Below are 18,655 nucleotides of genomic sequence, written 5' to 3' on the forward strand. Positions count from 1 at the left end.
TCATGCTCAAACCTCACTATCGCCACGTTGCGGGCGGCGCGCTCGCACTCGTCATGCTGGGCGCCATCGCGGGCGCGTATGCGTACACGCATGGTTTCGCGGGCCTGCTCGGCACGCAGCCCTCGGCTGCCCGCATCGTCGACCGCTTCGAAGCCGTGTCGGGCAAGCATCCCGGCTTTCGGCGCAATCACGCGAAAGGCGTCTGCGTGACCGGCTATTTCGACAGCAGCGGGCAAGCCGCTTCGCTGTCGCGCGCGAGCGTGTTCGCGGCGGGCCGCTCGCGCGTGGTGGGACGCCTGTCGATCGGCGGCGGCAATCCCGCGCAGGCGGATGCGGCATCAAATGTACGCAGCCTTGCGCTGAGCATCGTCACGCCTGACGGCAGCGAATGGCGCACCGCGATGAATTCGGCGCCGATCTTTCCCGTGCGCACACCTGAAGCGCTGTTCGAACTGCTCGCGGCCACGCGCCAGGGCCCGGATTCGACGGGCTATGGAAACGAGGCGCTGGATGCGTTCCTGAAGAAACATCCCGAGACTGCACGCTTCGATCAATGGCTGCGCGATCATCCGCCGTCGTCCGGCTTCGATAACGCCGCGTACTATAGCGTGTCGGCGTTTCGCTTTATCGATCGCGACAATCGCACGCGCGATGTGCGATGGAGCGTCGTGCCCGACGATGCATATGCGCGCGTCACCGATGCGCAGAAGAGCGACGTGGACTTTCTCGAGCGCGGTCTTGCCGAACGTCTCGGCCAGGGCCCCGTGCGCTGGCACATGATGGTCACGCTCGCGCAGCCCGGCGACCCGACACGCGACTCGACCCGCCAATGGCCCGCGAACCGCGCGCGGGTCGACGCGGGAACGCTCGTCGTCGTGCGCGAAGAGCCGCAAATCGATGGTCCATGCCGCGACATCAGCTTCGATCCGTTGACGCTGCCCGATGGCATCGCCGCATCCGACGACCCGCTGCTGCGGGCACGCTCCGCCGCTTACGCCGAATCGCACGCACGCCGCACGCGCGAAGAAGCGCGTTATTCGGTGGGCCAGTAAAGGAAGCCGCACCCACATAGTGGACTGAGGGGCCGCGCATCGAACTGAAGGCGATTGCGCTCCAGGCCGCGAAAATTTTTCCGCGCGCCAACGCGAAGCCGGACACGTCGCGCTTCGCTGCACGTACCCAACCCTTGTTTGCACAAGCGTTTGCAGCCGTTCGCGCCGCATCGCGCGGCGCTCGTCGAGCGGATGGAATAGTTCGTTCCTGTCAGGTGTTGTGTATGGCAAGAGCGCTGCAAGAACAGACGGCACCCAAGACCAGAACGACGGGGGTTATCGGCGCGCATCGGGTGGCGCCGCGATGGTTATGGAGTACACATGCGAATTGCCTTTTTCACTCTCAGCGACGTACTGTTCAACCAGATCAGTCAAGCATTCGAACAGAACGGCACTTCCTGTACGCGTTTCACTGACGAGCTTGCGCTGATCCGCTTCCTTCAGCGTGACGCGGCGGCGCTCGTCATCTTCGACGCCACGCGGAGCCAGATACCCGCGCTTGCGACGCTCAGGTGGCGCACCTGTCATTTCCGCACTGACGTGCCCGTGATGATGATCGGCCGCTCGTGGGACAACGCCGCGATGATCGAAGCACTCGATGCGGGTGTCGATGAAGTCGTGGTCGGCACCGCGAGCGTCGACGAGATCATGGCGCGCGCGCGGCGCACGCTTGCGCGGTGCCGCGGCTCGCGCGTGGCGGACCGTCTGACGGTCGCGGGCTACACGATCGAGCGGACGGCGCGCACGGTCAGCTTCGGCGAGCGCCGCGTAACGCTGACCGCGCGCGAACTGAGCCTCGCGTGGCTGCTGCTGATGAACGCCGGGACGCTGATGACCCGCGAGCAGCTTGCGAACGCGGTATGGGGCAAGGACGCGGACCTCGCGGGGCGCTCGCTCGAACAGCACATCTACAAGCTGCGCTCGAAACTCGCGCTCGACGGGCGCGACGGGCCGCAGCTGAAAACGGTCTACTCGCTGGGCTATGTGTTCATCGCATGCCCCCGCGATGCAGCCGTGCGCGCTCAGCCCGTTGCATCGATGGCTGTGTCGCCGGTGGCTGCATAGAATCCAGCACGCACGCCGAATCCAGAAGAAAAACGGGCGACGATCCGCTCGGCCAACTACACTCGAAATCGCGTCGCTGCTCGACGGCTCACCAAAGCGAGGTGCATGCCTGTCATGGATACGGATACGAAGCGGATCGTGGTGATCGGCGCCGGCTTCGCCGGCCTGTGGAGCGCGCTGGCCGCCGCGCGCGAACTCGATCAACAGCATGTGCCCGCGGACCGGGTCGAGGTCGTCGTGATCAATGGCACGCCGTATCACAGCATTCGCGTGCGCAACTATGAGCAGCCGCTCGACGATACGCTGATCCCGCTGTCCGACGTGCTCGATCCCGCAGGCGTGCGCTGGATTCAGGGCGTCGTGCGCTCGATCGATCTGTCGAGGCGACAGGTGGCGATCGACACGGGCACACAATCCCAATCGCTCGGCTATGAACGTCTGATCGTCGCTGCGGGCAGCGAGCTCGCGCGGCCCGGCATCGCCGGCCTTCGCGAGTTTGCCTTCGATGTCGATACGTTTCAGGGCGCCCGCAAGCTGCAGGACCATCTGCTTCAGTTGCCGCGCCTGCCGGAGTCGGCGGGACGCTTGACCGTCGTCGTGGTCGGCGCGGGGCTGACGGGCGTCGAGCTGGCCGCCGAGTTGCCCGCGCGGCTGCGCGGCATCGTCGGTATTGCGGGCGATAACGTGACTGATACCGCGGGCGATAACGCGGGCAATAACCGACGCGACACAGTGCGTGTGATTCTCGCCGACCGTTCGGCGAAGATCGGTCAAGCGATGGGCGGCGCACAGCCCGTCATCGAAGCGGCCTTGACCGCGCAGGGCGTCGAACTGCTGCCCGGCGTTTCGCTCGAAGCCGTGACGCGCGACGGCATCGTGCTCACGGGAGGCCGGCGCATCGACGCCGCCACTGTCGTCTGGTGCGGCGGCATGCGCGCGAGTTCGCTGACCGCGCAGTTTCCTGTCGCGCTCGATCCGTTCGGGCGCATTCCCGTCGATGCGTTCTTGCGTGTCGAGAGCGTGCCCGGCGTTTTCGCGGCGGGCGACTGCGCGCGCATCCTGATCGACGGCGAACGACCATCCGTGATGTCGTGCCAGCACGGCCGCCCGATGGGCCGCTACGCCGGTCACAACGCCGTCTGCGATCTGCTCGGGCTTGCGATGCTGCCGCTGCGCATCGACTGGTACACGACCATTCTCGACCTCGGCCCGTGGGGCGCCGTGTACACGGAAGGCTGGGAGCGGCGCCTCGCGTCGCAGGGCGACGACGCGAAGGAGACCAAGCGCACGATCAACTGCGTGCGCATCTATCCGCCTCGAACGAAGCAGCGCGACGATCTGCTCCAGGCCGCGGCGCCCGTCGTGCAGGCGCCGCCGTACACCGTGCGCCAGGTGCTTTAGCGCGCGACAAAGCGCTTCAGGCGCGTTCGACGGGCTCGCCGTAGCTATGGTCATGGCGAAATGGGGCTCAGCGGTTCAGCGTGTCGGAAGGCGACTCGTTGAACTCGCGCCGGTAGCTGTTGACGAGCGTCGAGCGACTGCCGACGCCCCACTTGACGGCCGTGGCGAGAATGCCTTGCTCGTGCGCGCTGTCGGCGCCTTCGAGCTCCGCGCGGATGCCCTCCATGCGCAGGCGCCGGATGATCTCCGTCGGCGTCGAGCCGAGGCTGGTCTTGAACGCGCTTTGCAACGCGCGCTCCGTCACGCCGATCTGCGCGGCGATCTCGCGGATCGACAGATCCTTGCGTTCGAGGTTGTCGAGCAGATAGCGATACGCGCGCCGATAACGCGCGGGCAGCCGGGTGCCGATATCGTCGAGCTGTTCCGGTGCGCGCGCGATGCGCTGGCCATAGCGCGCAAGCGCGCCCGCTTCGTCGCGGATGCAGTTCACAGCGGCGAGCGCATAGCGTCTGTATACCTCCAGCGATTCGCCGCTGCGGCCCTGCACGTGGCGCAGCTTCGCGACGCAATATAGGTACTCGAGCTGGCGATGGTTTTGCGGCATCCGCACTTCGGCCGCAAGCAGCGTGAGCATCGACTCGGCCAGCGACGTCGCGCCGCCCGCGAGACTCGCAAGAACGATCTCGATGCGCACCGCACTCTGATAGTTCCGAATGCGCTGTTTCCCGGCCCACTCCACATGTGCGTCGATCTCCCGTCGCGCGCCGCGCTCGCCGCTCGCCAGTTGTGCGATGCCGTCGAGAAACCCGACGCGGCCGCGCAGCAGCGGATCGGCGATCGCGCCCGTCAGCATGCGCAACGCGGCGGGCCGCTGCGGCGCGACGCGCGGCGCGGCATCGCCCGTCAGGCTCACTTGCCAGTAGATGTGATCGGAAAGCGCGGCGCGCGAGCGCAGCCGGCTCTGCGCTTCGACATCGAAACGCACCGTGCCCAGCAGGCGCTGCCAGCCGTCCGCGTGAGGCAGCGCCCGCCGTCCCGCATCGTTCGACGCGGCTTCGTCGAGCAGGTCTTCGAGCGTATCGAGCACGGCGTGCGCATCGCGCAGCCGGCCAACGCTGAACAGCACGCCGAAAACGCCGAACAGTGCGTCGAGCCGCAACGGCACACTTGCCCGCGGATGACCGGCGATCTTCGTGAAGCACGACATCGCGGTGCCGTAGCGATAGCGGAATAACGCCTGCCAGCCCGCGTTGCGGCACGACGCGAAGCGCATCATGTCCTTGTCGCCGCGCATGCGCTTCTGCGCTTCGCGATACGAGTCATCGGCATCGACCTCCATGCCGAGCGACAGTTGCAGATCGCCTTGCATTTGCAGCAGTGCAGCGGGCGGCGCGTCGTCGTGGCTCTCGACATGGCGCTGCACATGCGCGGCCGCGGCCTGCACATTGCCGTTGCGGATCAGTTCGGCGACAGCGGAAGGCGCCGATGCCGCATTGAGCATCGACACATACGGAAAGTAAAAAGTAACGAGCATGGCTGATTCCGTCGTAGGACTCGCGCATCGGATCGGGGCATCGCTGCATGAGTGCGTTGAAACGATCGCGACAGGATCGACACAAGTCGCGGTGACGAAATCCAATGTAGCCAAACGAAAATGTGAAATTCTCAACAATCAAACGAAACCGTTGAGGCTTGAGCAAAGTTGAGAATCGGGTGGAGTCGCGCATCTGGTATGACCTCGTCAAGAGCGATGCCGCGCTAGAATGTGCCGACCGTCTCGCATATTTGCGGCAAGCCTGGAGTTTCGAACCGATGGATTTACGTACCGATCTGAATTACTTCAATCTGCTGACAGGCAGCTATGCGCGTCTGCTCGGCAGCGAGCTCGTTGCGAGGCACGAGCGAACCGACGATGCGATCGGCTGGCTGTATCACGATGCGCCCTTCGGACTGCTCGCGCACAACACGGCTGATGACCCCGTGTTCGTCTATGGAAACCGCCGCGCGCAAACATTGTTCGGCTACGAGTGGGACGAGCTGACTGCGCTGCCGTCGCGTCTTTCGGCACAAGCGCCGGAGCGCCGCGAGCGCCAGACGTTTCTCGATCAGGTCACGCGCGACGGCTTCGTGACGGGATATCGCGGCGTGCGTATCGCGAAGTCGGGCCGGCGCTTCTGGATCGAACGCGCGACCGTGTGGCAGCTCATCGACGAGCATGGCACATTGCACGGGCAGGCCGCGATGATTCCGCACACCACGCCGTTATCGGACTAGCTGTCTTTCACCGGACTCGCTTTATCTCATCTGCTGCGGTCTTTTTCGCGTCATCTGCGTCTTGTCGGCGGGGCCCCCGGCCAGTAGATTCGAGAGCATATTTCCATGCAGGAGCACACGCCCGATGGGGTCGCTGATCGATAGAACAGCAACGTGTTCCGTGTTGCCTCGCGAAGGCAGTGCGTGCAGCACACGCCTTCGCCGCTCTCGATCACAGCCATGTACCAGTACAATGAGTTTGACAAAGCCTTTCTGCTCAACCGCGCCGCGCAGTTCCGCGACCAGATCGAACGCTGGCAGGACGGCCGGCTGAGCGAAGACGCGTTCCGCCCCTTGCGCCTGCAAAACGGCTGGTATGTGCAGCGGCACGCGCCCATGCTGCGCGTCGCCGTTCCCTATGGTGAACTGTCGAGCGCGCAGCTTCGCGTGCTTGCGCGCGTGGCGCGCGAGTACGACGCGCCCGAAGAACACGTCTATCGCGCCGCGTTAGAGGCGCAGCGCAAGCTGGGCACCGTGCGTCTGCCGACGCATCACGCGCACTTCACGACGCGCACCAACGTGCAGTTCAACTGGATTCCCCTCTCGAAGGCGGCCGACGTGATGGACCTGCTGGCCACCGTCAACATGCACGGTATCCAGACGAGCGGCAACTGCATCCGCAACATCTCGTGCGACGAACGCGCGGGCGTCGCGCCCGATGAAATCGCCGACCCGCGTCCGTTCGCGGAAATCATGCGCCAGTGGACGACGCTGCACCCCGAGTTCGCGTTCCTGCCGCGCAAGTTCAAGATTGCGATCACGGGTGCGAGCGACGACCGCGCGGCCACCGACTGGCACGACGTCGGCTTGCGCCTTCGCTACGACGAAAATGGCGAGCTTGGCTTTCGCGTGACCGTGGGCGGCGGCATGGGGCGCACGCCCGTGATCGGCACGGTGCTGCGCGAGTTCTTGCCGTGGCAGCACATCATGAATTACATCGAGGCCGTGGTCCGCGTGTACAACCAGTACGGCCGGCGCGACAACAAGTACAAGGCGCGCATCAAGATTCTCGTGAAGGCCGAGGGCCAGAAATACATCGACGAAGTGGAAGAAGAGTTTCGCCAGATCGTCGAGCATGACGGCGGGCCGCATACCATTCCGCAGAGCGAACTCGAACGCGTAAGCGCGTACTTCGTGCCGCCCGCGACCCGGCCTTCGGGCGATGCACCCGACGTCCTTTTGCTCGACGCCATCCGCGATGCCGCGCAGCGGACCCCGCAATTCGCACGCTGGCTGGAGCGCAACGTCGCGGCGCACAGGAACCCTGCGTTGCACATCGTCACGTTGTCGTTCAAGCGACTGCTTCAGGCACCCGGCGATGCATCCGCCGATCAGCTCGATCGCGTCGCGGACCTCGTCGATCGCTTTTCAGCCGGCGAAGCCCGCGTCACGCACACCCAGAACATCGTCTTGCCGTGGGTCCACGAAAAAGATCTGCTCGCGTTGTGGGAAGCAGCGCGCAGCGTCGGGCTCGCGAGCGCGAACGTGCATCTGCTGACGGACATGATCGCGTGCCCCGGCGGCGACTTTTGCGCGCTCGCCAATGCGCGTTCGCTGCCCGTCGCCGCCGCCATCACCGAGCGTTATCAGGATCTCGACGAACTCGAGGACATCGGCGAAGTGGATCTGCACATCAGCGGCTGCATCAACTCGTGCGGGCATCACCACAGCGGACATATCGGCATTCTCGGCGTGGACAAGGACGGGTCCGAGTGGTATCAGGTCACGCTCGGCGGCTCCGACGGATCGCATGCAAGCGGCAATGCCCAGCCGGGCAAGGTCATCGGACCATCGTTCTCCGCGCATGAAGTACCTGAAGCGATCGAAGCGGTGTTGCAAACCTACCTCGAACACAGGACAACAGCGGGACCGCGCCGCGAGACGTTCATCGAAACCGTGCGGCGCGTGGGCCTCGACCCGTTCAAGGCCGCGGCGAATGCCGTGCGCACGCCGATGGAGGTGTCCGCATGAACGGCCAATTGCGTATCCGGCTTCTGCGTGCATCCGATCATCTCGATGATGCCGTCGAACATGTCGTCGTGCTCGATAACGATGCGGACCCGCTCGCGTATCGTGAAGCCATCGCTGTGGCGCAGCGAGTCGAGCTTCACTTTCCGAGCTTCACGGATGGCCGGGCCTTTAGTCAGGCGTATCTGGTTCGCCGGCGGCTCGCCTTCACGGGCGACCTGCGCGCGACGGGCGATGTGCTCGCCGACCAGTTGATCCAGATGGAGCGCACGGGCTTTTCCAGTGCCGTGCTCAAGCAAGATGTCGATCCCGTCGATGCACAGCGGCAACTCGATCGCTTCGCTGCGTTTTATCAGGGCGATGTGGTGAGGGATGCGCCTTTTCGCCGGCGTGATGGGGAAGTGGAAAGCAGCCCATCTTCAGGACGGGACGCTCAACGCCCGACATGACGGGCCGCCGCAAGCGGGCGGGAGCCCGCTTGTGGACGACTCCCTGAAGGAAGGGTTACGCGTCGGGTTCGTGGCAGACCACTTCGATATTGTGCCCGTCCGGCCCCGTGACGAAAGCCGCAAAGTAGTTCGCGTGGTAGTGCGGGCGCAGACCAGGCGCACCATTGTCCTGGCCACCCGCCTCCAGAGCCGCGCGATAGAAAGCTTCGACCTGCTGGCGATTCTCGGCCTTGAACGCGAGGTGAAGATGCGCCGGCTTCTCCTCCGTTTGGTACAGGCACAATGAAGCCTTACCCTTCGGGCTGAGCTCGACGCCATATGTCGGCGTCCCCTCCGCAACGATTGCCACGCCGAGCGGTTCGAGCGCCTTGACGAAGAACGCTTTGCTCGCCGCGTAGTCGCTGACTCCGAATTTGACGTGGTCAAACATGAGTTCTCCTGGGCTTCTGGGGGTGGGCCTGCGCGAGGTCTGACGTATTCTATCCCGCGCGCCCGCGGACGCATTTTCGCACCGCGGACGTTGTCGTTCTGTCTGTGCCTTTGCCATGCCCGTCGCGGACATCCGCGCCAAAGGCGCAGGTCCGCAAAGGGTGCAGCAACTGATATCAGTCACGCGCCAACGCGCGTTCCACTGAAATCTGCGTCGGCATCATGTTCACATTCGCGTTGTGGATCACCCATAGCGAACCGGCAATGATAATGACGATGAGCAACGCGGTGCAAATGAATATCCCCGTATTCGCGCGCTGGTCGGCGGACGAACCGAGGTGCAGAAAATACCTCAGTTGCACGAGCAGTTGCACGACACACAGCACGACCACCGCCGTCAGTCCCATCGACTTCGGAACGAGATGCGCCATGACGACGCCAAACGATGCAAACGTCAGCACCAGCGACAGCAGCATGCCGATGACATAACTCTTCACGCTGCCGTGCGACGCATGATGAGCGTGAGCATGCGTTACATTCGATTGAGATGGTTTGCTCATAGAAACTCACGCAGATAGACAAGACTGAATACGCAGATCCAGACGAGATCGAGGAAGTGCCAGAAGAGGCTCAGGCATGCGATACGGCGGCGCGTCACGGGCGTCAGACCGAACCGGCCGACCTGATGCATCATCACGGCGATCCACAGCAAGCCGCTCGTCACGTGCAACCCGTGCGTGCCGACGAGCGTGAAATAGCCCGAGAGAAATGCGCTCGTCGAAGGACCTGCGCCGTCGCTCACGAGCTCCGCGAACTCGAACACCTCCATGCCGATGAAGGCCGCGCCCAGCACGAACGTCGCGGCCAGCCAGCGGATCACGTTGCCCTGCTGGTTGGCGTGCATGCTCAGCACGCCCATGCCGAACGTGAAGCTGCTCGCGAGCAGCAGCAGCGTCTCCCCCAGCACATAAGGCAGTTCGAACAACTGCTTGCCCGTCGGACCGCCCGCCGTCGCGTTGACGAGCACGCCGAAGGTTGCGAACAACGTCGCGAAGATGAGGCAGTCGCTCATCAGGTAAATCCAGAACCCGAGCGTGGTGCGGGTTCCGTCGTCGTGTCCGTGGTCGTGGCCATGCGCGTCGTGATGATCGCGGGCCCGATAGGTCGATACGCTTGTCATGGTCAGGCCATCTCCGCAATTTGCTCTTCACGCTCGCTCTCGAACGTCCGGTAACGCGCGTTCTCGATCCGTGCCACTTCCGCGGCCGGCACGTAGTAGTCAACGTCCTGATCGTACGAACGCGCGATGAACATCGCGATCATCCCAATCAGGCCGACGATGGCGAACACCCACATGTGCCACACCATCGCGAATCCGAATAGCAGGCTGAACGCGGCGATGATGACGCCCGCCGCCGTGTTGCGCGGCATATGGATGTCCTCGTATTTCGCGGGCCTTGCGTAGGCGCGTCCCGACTGCTTGTTGTCCCAGTGCTGCTCCAGCGACGTAATGACGGGAATGTGCGCGAAGTTGTAGAACGGCGCAGGCGAAGCCGTCGACCATTCGAGGCTGCGGCCGTTCCACGGGTCGCCCGTGTGGTCGCGGTAGTGCTCGCGGTTGCGGATGCTCACGGCGAACTGGATCAGCAATGCAAGAATGCCCATGCCGACGATCACCGCGCCGACCAGCGCGACGATCAGCCACGGATGCCACTCGGGCACGGCATAGTGATTCATCCGGCGCGTCATGCCTTCGAAGCCGAGGATGTACAGCGGCGTGAACGCGAGCCAGTAGCCGATCAGCCAGCACCAGAACGCGACCTTGCCCCAGAATTCGTCGAGCGTGAAGCCGAACACCTTCGGGAACCAGTAGCTGATGCCCGCGAGACAGCCGAACACTACACCGCCGATGATCACGTTATGAAAGTGCGCGACGAGAAAGAGGCTGTTGTGCAGCACGAAGTCCGCGCCCGGCACCGCGAGCAGCACGCCCGTCATGCCGCCGACGGCGAACGTCACCATGAAGCCGATCGTCCAGAGCGTCGACGTGTGATAGCGGATGCGGCCGCGGTACATCGTGAACAGCCAGTTGAACAGCTTGACGCCCGTCGGCACCGAAATGATCGACGTCATGATGCCGAAGAACGCATTGACGTTCGCACCCGAGCCCATCGTGAAGAAATGGTGCAGCCATACGAAGAACGACAGAATGCCGATCGACGAGGTCGCGTAGACCATCGACTTGTAGCCGAACAGCGGCTTGCCCGAGAACGTCGAGATGATCTCCGAGAACGCACCGAACGCGGGCAGGATCAGGATGTACACCTCGGGATGGCCCCATACCCAGATCAGGTTGATGTACATCATCGCGTTGCCGCCCAGCTCGTTCGTGAAGAAGTGCATGTCGAGATAGCGGTCGGCCGTGAGCAGCGCAAGCGTGCCCGTCAACACCGGAAACACGGCGACGATCAGGATGTTCGTGATCAGCGCCGTCCAGCAGAACACGGGCATCTTCATCAGGTTCAGGCCGGGTGCGCGCATGCGCAGGATCGTCACGATGAAGTTGATGCCGCTCAGCGTCGTTCCGAGGCCCGATACCTGTAGCGACCATATGTAGTAGTCGACCCCTGTCGTCGGGCTGTACCCGAGTTCGGACAGCGGCGGATAGGCAACCCAGCCCGTCGCCGCGAAATCGCCGACGAACATCGAGATCATCACCAGCACCGCGCCGACGACGGAGAGCCAGAATCCGAGCGAGTTGACGAACGGATACGCGACGTCGCGCGCGCCGAGCTGCAGCGGAACGACGACGTTCATCAGGCCGAGAATCAGCGGCGTCGCCACGAAGAAGATCATGATCACGCCATGCGCGGTGAAGATCTGATCGTAGTGATGCGGCGGCAGATAGCCCGCCGCATCGCCGTATGCGATGGCCTGCTGCGCGCGCATCATGATCGCGTCGGCGAAACCGCGCAGCAGCATGACGAGCGCAAGAATGATGTACATCACGCCGATCCGCTTGTGATCGACGGACGTGATCCATTCCTTCCAGAGATACGTCCACTTGCCGGCATAGGTGACGGCAGCGAGCAACGCAATGCCGCCGAGTATGACGACACCCAGCGTGCCCATGATGATGGGCTCGTGATACGGAATCGCATCGAGCGTAAGTTTTCCAAACATATCCACTACTCCGATACCAAAGCTGCGCGTGAAGGCAGGCTTGCGGGCTTCACATACATGTCCGCCGTCGCGCTCGTGCAGATCGGGCGGCCCGCCGCATCGCGCATGTACTGGTAGACGACGCCGTCGAACAGCCCCGGCGCGACGTTGCTATAGAGGCTCACGGCATTCTTTCTGCTGGGCTGCTGCAAGACGTCGTAAGCGGCCACATCGAGCGCCTTCGGCGACGCTTTCGCGCGCGCGACCCACGCATCGAAATCGCCCCGGCTGGTGACCACCGTGCTGAAGTTCATATCGGAGAAGCCCGGCCCGCTGAACGCCGCAGACCGGCCCGCGTAAGTGCCCACATTGTTCGCGATCAGATGGAGCTGCGTTTGCATGCCCGACATCGCGTAGACCTGGCTGCCCAGTTGCGGAATGAAGAACGAATTCATCAGCGACTCCGCCGTCAGCCTGAAATCGACGGGCGTATCGACGGGCAACGCAAGCTCGTTGACGGAAGCCACGCCGTAGTCGGGGTAGATGAACAGCCACTTCCAGTTCAGCGCGACCACTTCCACACGGACGGGCCTCACATCCGAATCGAGCGGCTTATAGGGATCGAGGCTATGCGTCGTCTTCCAGATCAGCACAGCGAGCGTCGCCACGATCAGACATGGAATGGTCCATACGACGACCTCGATGGTGTTCGAGTGCGCCCATGTGGGCGCGTACTTCGCCTTCGTGTTGGATGCCCGGTAGCGCCACGCGAAGTACAGCGTCAACGCGATGACGGGAATCACGACCAGCAGCATCAGGCCGAGCGAGATCAGAATCAGGTTCTTTTCCTGCTCGCCAATCGCTCCCTTCGGATTGAAGAGGACCATGCTGCATCCGCCGAGCAGGCTCAGCGCGCCTGTCGCGACGACGCGCCCGGCGCGGAAAAGATGTCTTCGAAACGGATGGGAGCGGGGCCATGGTCCCGCTGTATGGGGAGAACCCCCGCGTGTAGGTGGGTTGCGCATGCTTGTAGGTTGGTTGCCGGGTTGCATAGCTCCATACATGTATCCCCAACCAGCATTCGCGCACGACCTTCCGGATTACGGATCTCCGCGGCTTGCTGACCGAATGGTCATAACGATCGCGGATACATACATAGGCTATGGCGCCGCATGCTAGAGTAAGACATATGCCATACATGCGCGACAAGATGCCACACATACCTTCACGGAAGCGCGCCGCCCAGCGGCCTGACTGGATCACCGGCCTCGCGGAAAACGGCAAGGCGCGCTATCTGCAGATCGTCGATCTGATCGAGCGCGCGGTGGCGGACGGCAAGCTGAGCCCGGGAGACCGTCTGCCGGCGCAGCGCAAGCTCGCCGAGATGATCGGCGTGGACCTGACCACTGTCACGCGGGGCTTTTCCGAAGCGCATCGGCGCAACCTGATCGAGTCGCGCGGGCCGTTGGGCACGTTCATTTCGCCACCCAGGGCGACGTTCATGCAACGCATCGATCTGAGCATGAACATTCCGCCTCCGCCCGCCGATATCGATCTCGCCGTCCTGCTCAGGCGCGGCCTGTCGCAAGTGCTGGTGCGCAGCGATGTCGACCTGCTGATGACCTATCAGCTCGGCGGCGGCAGCGATTCGGACCGCGAGGCGGGAGCTGCGTGGCTCAAGCCGATACTGGGCCAGGTGGACCGCGCTCGCGTGGTCGTGACGCCCGGCGCGCATTCGACGCTCGCTGCGCTGATGCTGGCGCTCACGAAGCAGGACGAACCGATATTCACCGAGCAGTTGATCTATCCGGGGCTGCCGCTGATCGCGCGTCAGCTCGGGCGCACGCTCAGGCCCGTCGCCTGTGACGCGGACGGCATGCGGCCCGACGCGCTCGACGCCGCATGCAACGATGCGCGCGGCGGGCTGATCTACCTGAACCCGACTGTACGGAACCCGACCGCGCAGTCGATGTCCGAACAGCGCCGCAAGGACGTTCTGGCCGTGGCGGCGCGTCGAAACATCAAGATCGTCGAAGACGATCCCTACTGGCTGTTCGCGGGCGACCCACCCGCGCCGCTGGCCAGTCTCGCGCCGCAACAGGTGTATTACCTGTCCACGTTGTCCAAATGCATATCGCCCGGCTTGCGCGCCGCGTTTCTCGTGTTGCCTTCGGCAACCGGGCAAGATGCGTTTCTCAGGGCATTGCGCTCGCTCTCGCTGATGTCGCCGCCGCTGACGACGTCATTGGTCACGCAATGGATTCTCGACGGCACGGCGTCGGAAGTGCTGACGGGCGTTCTGAAAGAGTCGGCGCAGCGGCTGCTGTCCGCCAGGCAGATTCTCGCGAGTGCGAGCAGTTCGATGTCCGGCGGCGGCATTCACGTCTGGCAGCCGCTGCCCGAGCACTGGGCAGCGCATGGCCTCGCGGCGGCGGCGCGCTCGGAAGGTCTCGTCGTCGCGCCCTCTTCCGCGTTTTGCCAAAGCGGCGATGTGCCTAACGCGATCCGTATTTCGCTTGGCGGCTGCACGAGACGCAGCGAATTGACGGCCGCATTGAGAAAGCTCGCGGACCTGCTTCAACGCAAGCCGGATGCCGACGACCCGCTGCTTGTCTGATCTGCTGCGATGAAATCGTCGTCAACTGCTGCTGTACGCAACGTTCGCGCCGACGAATAATTCCGTTCGCGCGGCTTCGAGCATTTCCTTCCTCCTTTTAAGCCTGTTCGAAGCGCGTCGGGATCACTGCGCGAGTGCCCGCGGCCCTCAGCCTTCAACCCGCAGAGCTTGCAGCGATGATGCATTGAGCGTGGCAAGCACTAAACCTCGGCACCCACAGGTGCCGAGGTTTTTTCATTCTCTGGGCGCGAGAAGCTGCGCGCAGTCAGTGGTATCAGCGCATGCCGCCGCTTGCGACGATACGCTCGCCCGTCAGCCAGCCCGAGTCGTCGGAAGCGAGGAAAACGGCGACGGCAGCGATGTCGTCGGGCCGGCCCGTGCGGCCGAGCGGCGTCTGGCTGAGCGCCGCCGTTTCGAAATCCGACCCGATGATCCCCGCCTCCTGCGTGCCCTCCGTCACCACGACACCCGGATTGATCGCGTTGACGCGAATCTTTCTCGGCCCGAGCTCACGCGACAGCACGCCCGTGATCGCGTCGACGGCACCTTTCGTGCCGCTGTACACGGCGCTCGTGGGCGGCGTGATGGTCGTCACGACGGAACTGACGTTGATGATGCTCGCGCCTTCGCCTAGATGCTTGACGGCCGCCTGCGTCGTCAGCAGCAGGCCGAGCACGTTGATATTGAACTGCGTGTGGAACTGCTCCTCGGTGATCTCTTCGATCGCCGCGAATTCATAGACGCCTGAATTGTTGACGAGAATGTCGAGGCGGCCATACGTTTCGACGGCTGCGTTAATGATGCCCTGCGCGTCCGCAGCCTTCGACACGTCGCCGCCTACCGCGATTGCCTTGCCGTTGGCCGCCGTGATCGCGGCGACGACGGCATCGGCGCCCGCCTTGCTGCTGGCGTAATTCACGACCACGGAAGCGCCCTCTGCCGCGAGCGCCTTGGCGATACCCGCGCCAATTCCCTTCGACGCGCCCGTGACGACAGCGACCTTACCTGCGAGCTTGCTCATGTTCGGTTCCTCCAATCCACTTGATACCGTTTAACGGGACCGGCCGCTCGTCGAAGCGGCCGGCCTGCGATGGGGTGACTCTAGACAGACGACGCGCCGCGATAAAGCGGCTCGCGGCGAATTGACTGGCAGGATTGCGCGAACAATCGTGAACTGACGCGCTGCGCGAGCCGCTCGGGTTTCGATTCGATCGCGGAATCAGCGGATACGGGTGATGGAGCACCGAGCGTCCATGGGCTCGCGGGGCTCTCCGGCCGCAAAGAGAATGTTAGGCGATAGACGGCGCCTTCACGGAAGGCGCCGCAATCGTCACATCAATGGCATGATCGTCGGGTAGCTCAGATGGGCGCGCGCCTCTTTCACGCCCTGCACTTCCAGCGCGGCGATACACAACGCCCGCTCTTCTTCCTCGGACTGGATCACGCCCCACAGATGGGCGACCCCATCCTTGACGATCACGTTCTCCTTCGACAGCGCCCAGCGTTTGTCATGCAACGCGGCCACGATCGCTTCGGCGATTTCGCGGTCGCTGGCGGCGCTATGCTGCACGGGAGGGCTCGCACTCGCCAGCGCGCGTATCAGATTGGCGCGGGTGACGATGCCGGCGAGCTTGCCGGCGCGCAGCACGGGCACGCGCTTGATGCCGCACTTCTCCATCAGCTCGGCGATGTCGGCGATCGGCGTCTGTCCGTCGACGGAGATCACGGAAGCCGTCATCACGTCGGCAACCGTCCGTCCATGCTCCTTGACGAACGTGCTCGCCAGATCGCGCGTCGACGAAAAGAGTTCGATCCAGCGCGAGCGCTTCGATTCCGTGCCCGTTTCGACCCTGTGCAGCAGGTCTGATTCGCTGATGATCCCAACCAGCGCGCCGTTTGCATCGACGACGGGCATCCCGCTGATGCCGTTTTCGACGAGACGTTTGGCAGCTTCCTGCACCGTCATTTCCGGTTGCGCGCAAATCACCGACGGTGTCATCACATCGATTGCCAGCATGGTTTTCTCCTTGGCAGACTGAACTGGACCGACCTACTATGTGCCGCCCGTCGCCGCGCGGCTTGACGGAAATCAATCGAACGGCACACGCGAGGCCGCTTTGCCGCGACGACAAGAGCCCCGGGCCATGTCACGCGCGTCATCTCCGCACGCTTGATCTGCATCAATCCCGCCCGTTCGAAGCGTGGGACGATCGCCTTACGTTCTTTCGGAGGTCCGCCTGGAAGAAGCCTTCCACACGCGGATAGCACGCCATGACCAACCCTCTTTTCCGAATCGGCGCTGCGCTGCTCAACACGCCATCGCCACGGCCCGTCGAAGGCACACCCGCCCCCTTCATCGGCTTTGCGCCCCCGCGCCGCACAGGCGGCATGCCTTTGCTCGACGCGCTCGCGGCACGCCATACGTCGCGCGAATTCGCGCAGACGCCGATCGATTCCGCGCTGCTCGGCGATCTGCTCTGGGCCGCCGACGGCATCAACCGCGAAGGCGAAGGCGGCCGCACCGCGCCCTCGGCGCTCGGCGGCTACGAGATCGACATCTACGTGCTGCTCGCGAGCGGCGCGTACCGCTACGATCCCGATCGCCACGCGCTGGTGCTCGTCGCCCCCGCCGATTTGCGCGCGATGACGGGTTACCAGGAATTCCTCGGGCACGCCCCCGTCAATCTAGTGTATGTCGCCGATCTGACACGCATGCAGGACGTTCCGCAAGCGCAGCGCGAAGCGTTCGCGTCCGCAAGCGCGGGTGCGATGCTGCAGAACGTGTACCTGTTTTGCGCATCGATGGGGCTTGCGGCTGCCGCGCGCGGCTGGATGAATCGAACAGCCCTTGCCGCCAACCTGAAGCTGCCGGCAGGCTCGGCGGCGCTGCTCGCGCAGACTGTCGGGCACTTCGCTTCCGGGCATGCGCATCGCGCGCATGGGTTTGAAGGGTAGGAAGGGGAATCGGGCGTCGCTGGCCCGACTCCACATCGCTGACGCAACGGCGCGCACGATGTCGCGCCCGTCAGCGCGCGTCTTCAGCCGACGCCTCCGGCTCGCTGCCGCGCACCAGCAGCACTGGGCAACGCGAAAAGCGCACGAAGCGTTCGGCGACGCTGCCAAGCACGAGCCGCTGCACGCCGCGCCGGCCATGCGTGCCGAGCACGACGAGTTCCGCCCCCACGCGCTCGGCGCAACGTTGCAGTGTATGCGAGATGTCGTCGCTCAACTGCTCCGTCTCGACCAGTTCGGTCTCGCATGGCACGCCCGACTGCCGGCACACGGCCTCGGCGTTCTCGAGCGCGGTGCGTCCGTCCTTGCGCAATGCTTCCATCAATACGGTCGGGTCGTAGTAGCCCGCGTAGCTGAAAAGCCCTGAGCGGTCGACGACATAGGCGGCATGCAGCGTCCCGCTCGTCAACGATGCCATTTTCACGGCCTCCAGCAACGCCTGGTCCGATGTATGGCTGCCGTCGACGGCTACCAGAATCTTCTTGTACATGGTGAGTCTCCTTGAAATGCCTGAAAGGTTGCACGCAACACCGCGTCGATTAAAAGAATATGGCGATCATGCGAAAAGCGCAGTGCCTACCGCAGTGCCTACATCACCCACTCCGTCTCCTGAAGTCTCGCCAGCCGCTTGATGATCTTCTGCGCGAACCGGTGACGTTTGTCGCCGTCGATACGCCGATGCAAGTCGTACGCGGTGATCGCGCAAACCGCGAGAGGCGATTTTCCCGCCGCCTTCGCCATCTGCTGCAGCGCCGGATGGCTGCCGCGTCCGCCGAACGAGCAGAACAGCGCGAGCCGGCGGATGCGCGCGCGATGCCCGGTCAGCCACGCGATGGCGGGCGCGGATGCACAGCTTGCCCAGACGGGCGTGCCGACCACGACTGCGTCGTACGCCGACGGATCATGGACGGGCGGCATCACGCTCACCCGCCGGTGACACAGCGCATCGATCAGCGAGCGCACGTAACCGCGCGCGCCGGCGCGCGTAGCGTGCGCGCCCGGCTCGCGCACGGGCTCGATGTCCGCGCCCAGCTCGGACGCGAGCAGTTCCGCGATGCGCTGCGTGGTGCCGCTGCGTGAGTAGTAGACCACCAGGATCTTGCGTTGCGCGGACATGGCGAACTCTCCGTGACGGGCGTCGGGCGCGACGCCGTGAGAGTTCAGCTTAAGCCTGCGCCGCCGCGCGC

The 18,655-nt window shown here is 64.0% G+C and carries 18 protein-coding genes; 8 read left to right on the forward strand and 10 right to left on the reverse strand.

The genetic code is table 11. The features are described 5' to 3' along the window. Positions 1-2 precede the first annotated feature (2 nt). The 3 genes from J8I87_RS02520 (at position 3) to J8I87_RS02530 (ending at position 3,518) form a co-directional block, all read left to right on the forward strand. Complete coding sequence (locus tag J8I87_RS02520; RefSeq protein WP_209929864.1) at positions 3-1,052, forward strand: catalase family peroxidase; 1,050 nt, start codon at positions 3-5, stop codon at positions 1,050-1,052. Positions 1,053-1,373: 321 nt separating this feature from the next. Next, entirely contained in the window at positions 1,374-2,117 is a 744-nt protein-coding gene (locus tag J8I87_RS02525) for a response regulator transcription factor (protein WP_209929865.1), read from the forward strand. 114 nt (positions 2,118-2,231) lie between these two features. Then, positions 2,232-3,518: an NAD(P)/FAD-dependent oxidoreductase gene (locus tag J8I87_RS02530; RefSeq protein ID WP_209929866.1), complete on the forward strand. Its 1,287-nt coding sequence runs from the start codon at positions 2,232-2,234 to the stop codon at positions 3,516-3,518. Between the two features lie 67 nt (positions 3,519-3,585). Here the strand turns inward: J8I87_RS02530 and J8I87_RS02535 are convergent, their stop codons facing one another. Further along, a complete protein-coding gene (locus tag J8I87_RS02535; protein WP_209929867.1) occupies positions 3,586-5,052 on the reverse strand; it encodes a helix-turn-helix transcriptional regulator in 1,467 nt (488 codons plus the stop codon). Positions 5,053-5,330: 278 nt separating this feature from the next. On the opposite strand from J8I87_RS02535, the gene J8I87_RS02540 reads away from it, so the two are divergent. The 3 genes from J8I87_RS02540 to J8I87_RS02550 all read left to right on the forward strand — a co-directional run bounded on the left by J8I87_RS02540 (position 5,331) and on the right by J8I87_RS02550 (position 8,248). After that, a complete protein-coding gene (locus J8I87_RS02540; protein WP_209929868.1) occupies positions 5,331-5,792 on the forward strand; it encodes an MEKHLA domain-containing protein in 462 nt (153 codons plus the stop codon). Positions 5,793-6,011: 219 nt separating this feature from the next. Then, positions 6,012-7,802, forward strand: a complete 1,791-nt coding sequence (locus tag J8I87_RS02545; RefSeq protein ID WP_209929869.1) for a nitrite/sulfite reductase — start codon at positions 6,012-6,014, stop codon at positions 7,800-7,802. Further along, the gene (locus J8I87_RS02550) at positions 7,799-8,248 is read left to right on the forward strand and encodes a DUF934 domain-containing protein (RefSeq protein WP_209929870.1); all 450 of its coding nucleotides are present in this window, start codon (positions 7,799-7,801) and stop codon (positions 8,246-8,248) included. Before J8I87_RS02545 ends, J8I87_RS02550 begins: the two co-directional genes overlap by 4 nt. A 55-nt stretch (positions 8,249-8,303) precedes the next feature. Here the strand turns inward: J8I87_RS02550 and J8I87_RS02555 are convergent, their stop codons facing one another. The 5 genes from J8I87_RS02555 to cyoA form a co-directional block, all read right to left on the reverse strand. Continuing rightward, positions 8,304-8,678, reverse strand: a complete 375-nt coding sequence (locus tag J8I87_RS02555) for a VOC family protein (protein WP_209929871.1) — start codon at positions 8,676-8,678, stop codon at positions 8,304-8,306. Positions 8,679-8,853: 175 nt separating this feature from the next. Beyond that, the gene (gene cyoD, locus J8I87_RS02560; protein ID WP_209929872.1) at positions 8,854-9,237 is read right to left on the reverse strand and encodes a cytochrome o ubiquinol oxidase subunit IV; all 384 of its coding nucleotides are present in this window, start codon (positions 9,235-9,237) and stop codon (positions 8,854-8,856) included. Then, positions 9,234-9,857 carry a cytochrome o ubiquinol oxidase subunit III gene (gene cyoC, locus J8I87_RS02565; protein ID WP_209929873.1) on the reverse strand — a complete coding sequence of 208 codons (624 nt, stop codon included), beginning with the start codon at positions 9,855-9,857 and terminating at the stop codon, positions 9,234-9,236. Before cyoC ends, cyoD begins: the two co-directional genes overlap by 4 nt. A 2-nt stretch (positions 9,858-9,859) precedes the next feature. Further along, positions 9,860-11,860, reverse strand: a complete 2,001-nt coding sequence (cyoB, locus tag J8I87_RS02570; protein ID WP_209929874.1) for a cytochrome o ubiquinol oxidase subunit I — start codon at positions 11,858-11,860, stop codon at positions 9,860-9,862. 5 nt (positions 11,861-11,865) lie between these two features. Further along, positions 11,866-12,864, reverse strand: coding sequence for a ubiquinol oxidase subunit II (gene cyoA, locus J8I87_RS02575; protein WP_409518717.1), 999 nt, complete (start codon positions 12,862-12,864; stop codon positions 11,866-11,868). A gap of 185 nt (positions 12,865-13,049) precedes the next feature. Between cyoA and J8I87_RS02580 the strand changes: the two genes are divergently transcribed. Then, complete coding sequence (locus J8I87_RS02580; protein ID WP_245253652.1) at positions 13,050-14,456, forward strand: PLP-dependent aminotransferase family protein; 1,407 nt, start codon at positions 13,050-13,052, stop codon at positions 14,454-14,456. 274 nt (positions 14,457-14,730) lie between these two features. Here J8I87_RS02580 and J8I87_RS02585 read toward each other — a convergent pair whose 3' ends face one another. Both J8I87_RS02585 and J8I87_RS02590 read right to left on the reverse strand, forming a co-directional pair. Continuing rightward, positions 14,731-15,477, reverse strand: a complete 747-nt coding sequence (locus J8I87_RS02585) for a glucose 1-dehydrogenase (protein ID WP_209929876.1) — start codon at positions 15,475-15,477, stop codon at positions 14,731-14,733. Positions 15,478-15,786: 309 nt separating this feature from the next. Then, positions 15,787-16,473 (reverse strand): CBS domain-containing protein, encoded by a 687-nt coding sequence (locus J8I87_RS02590; protein WP_209929877.1) that lies wholly within the window; start codon positions 16,471-16,473, stop codon positions 15,787-15,789. 254 nt (positions 16,474-16,727) lie between these two features. On the opposite strand from J8I87_RS02590, the gene J8I87_RS02595 reads away from it, so the two are divergent. Beyond that, the gene (locus J8I87_RS02595) at positions 16,728-17,411 is read left to right on the forward strand and encodes a SagB/ThcOx family dehydrogenase (protein WP_209929878.1); all 684 of its coding nucleotides are present in this window, start codon (positions 16,728-16,730) and stop codon (positions 17,409-17,411) included. A gap of 70 nt (positions 17,412-17,481) precedes the next feature. On the opposite strand, the gene J8I87_RS02600 is transcribed toward J8I87_RS02595, so the two are convergent. Continuing rightward, positions 17,482-17,958 (reverse strand): universal stress protein, encoded by a 477-nt coding sequence (locus tag J8I87_RS02600; RefSeq protein ID WP_209929879.1) that lies wholly within the window; start codon positions 17,956-17,958, stop codon positions 17,482-17,484. 98 nt (positions 17,959-18,056) lie between these two features. Further along, positions 18,057-18,584 carry a flavodoxin family protein gene (locus J8I87_RS02605; protein ID WP_209929880.1) on the reverse strand — a complete coding sequence of 176 codons (528 nt, stop codon included), beginning with the start codon at positions 18,582-18,584 and terminating at the stop codon, positions 18,057-18,059. Positions 18,585-18,655 lie beyond the last annotated feature (71 nt).

It is taken from the genome of Paraburkholderia sp. LEh10, assembly GCF_017814945.1.
Taxonomy (GTDB): Bacteria; Pseudomonadota; Gammaproteobacteria; order Burkholderiales; family Burkholderiaceae; genus Paraburkholderia.

Bases quoted from the DNA above. Each gene is read 5' to 3' on its own strand.
- J8I87_RS02520 (WP_209929864.1), top strand. From the start codon at position 3: ATGCTCAAACCTCACTATCGCCACGTTGCGGGCGGCGCGCTCGCACTC.
- J8I87_RS02525 (WP_209929865.1), top strand. From the start codon at position 1,374: ATGCGAATTGCCTTTTTCACTCTCAGCGACGTACTGTTCAACCAGATC.
- J8I87_RS02530 (WP_209929866.1), top strand. From the start codon at position 2,232: ATGGATACGGATACGAAGCGGATCGTGGTGATCGGCGCCGGCTTCGCC.
- J8I87_RS02535 (WP_209929867.1), bottom strand. From the start codon at position 5,052: ATGCTCGTTACTTTTTACTTTCCGTATGTGTCGATGCTCAATGCGGCA.
- J8I87_RS02540 (WP_209929868.1), top strand. From the start codon at position 5,331: ATGGATTTACGTACCGATCTGAATTACTTCAATCTGCTGACAGGCAGC.
- J8I87_RS02545 (WP_209929869.1), top strand. From the start codon at position 6,012: ATGTACCAGTACAATGAGTTTGACAAAGCCTTTCTGCTCAACCGCGCC.
- J8I87_RS02550 (WP_209929870.1), top strand. From the start codon at position 7,799: ATGAACGGCCAATTGCGTATCCGGCTTCTGCGTGCATCCGATCATCTC.
- J8I87_RS02555 (WP_209929871.1), bottom strand. From the start codon at position 8,678: ATGTTTGACCACGTCAAATTCGGAGTCAGCGACTACGCGGCGAGCAAA.
- cyoD (WP_209929872.1), bottom strand. From the start codon at position 9,237: ATGAGCAAACCATCTCAATCGAATGTAACGCATGCTCACGCTCATCAT.
- cyoC (WP_209929873.1), bottom strand. From the start codon at position 9,857: ATGACAAGCGTATCGACCTATCGGGCCCGCGATCATCACGACGCGCAT.
- cyoB (WP_209929874.1), bottom strand. From the start codon at position 11,860: ATGTTTGGAAAACTTACGCTCGATGCGATTCCGTATCACGAGCCCATC.
- cyoA (WP_409518717.1), bottom strand. From the start codon at position 12,864: ATGCGCAACCCACCTACACGCGGGGGTTCTCCCCATACAGCGGGACCA.
- J8I87_RS02580 (WP_245253652.1), top strand. From the start codon at position 13,050: ATGCCACACATACCTTCACGGAAGCGCGCCGCCCAGCGGCCTGACTGG.
- J8I87_RS02585 (WP_209929876.1), bottom strand. From the start codon at position 15,477: ATGAGCAAGCTCGCAGGTAAGGTCGCTGTCGTCACGGGCGCGTCGAAG.
- J8I87_RS02590 (WP_209929877.1), bottom strand. From the start codon at position 16,473: ATGCTGGCAATCGATGTGATGACACCGTCGGTGATTTGCGCGCAACCG.
- J8I87_RS02595 (WP_209929878.1), top strand. From the start codon at position 16,728: ATGACCAACCCTCTTTTCCGAATCGGCGCTGCGCTGCTCAACACGCCA.
- J8I87_RS02600 (WP_209929879.1), bottom strand. From the start codon at position 17,958: ATGTACAAGAAGATTCTGGTAGCCGTCGACGGCAGCCATACATCGGAC.
- J8I87_RS02605 (WP_209929880.1), bottom strand. From the start codon at position 18,584: ATGTCCGCGCAACGCAAGATCCTGGTGGTCTACTACTCACGCAGCGGC.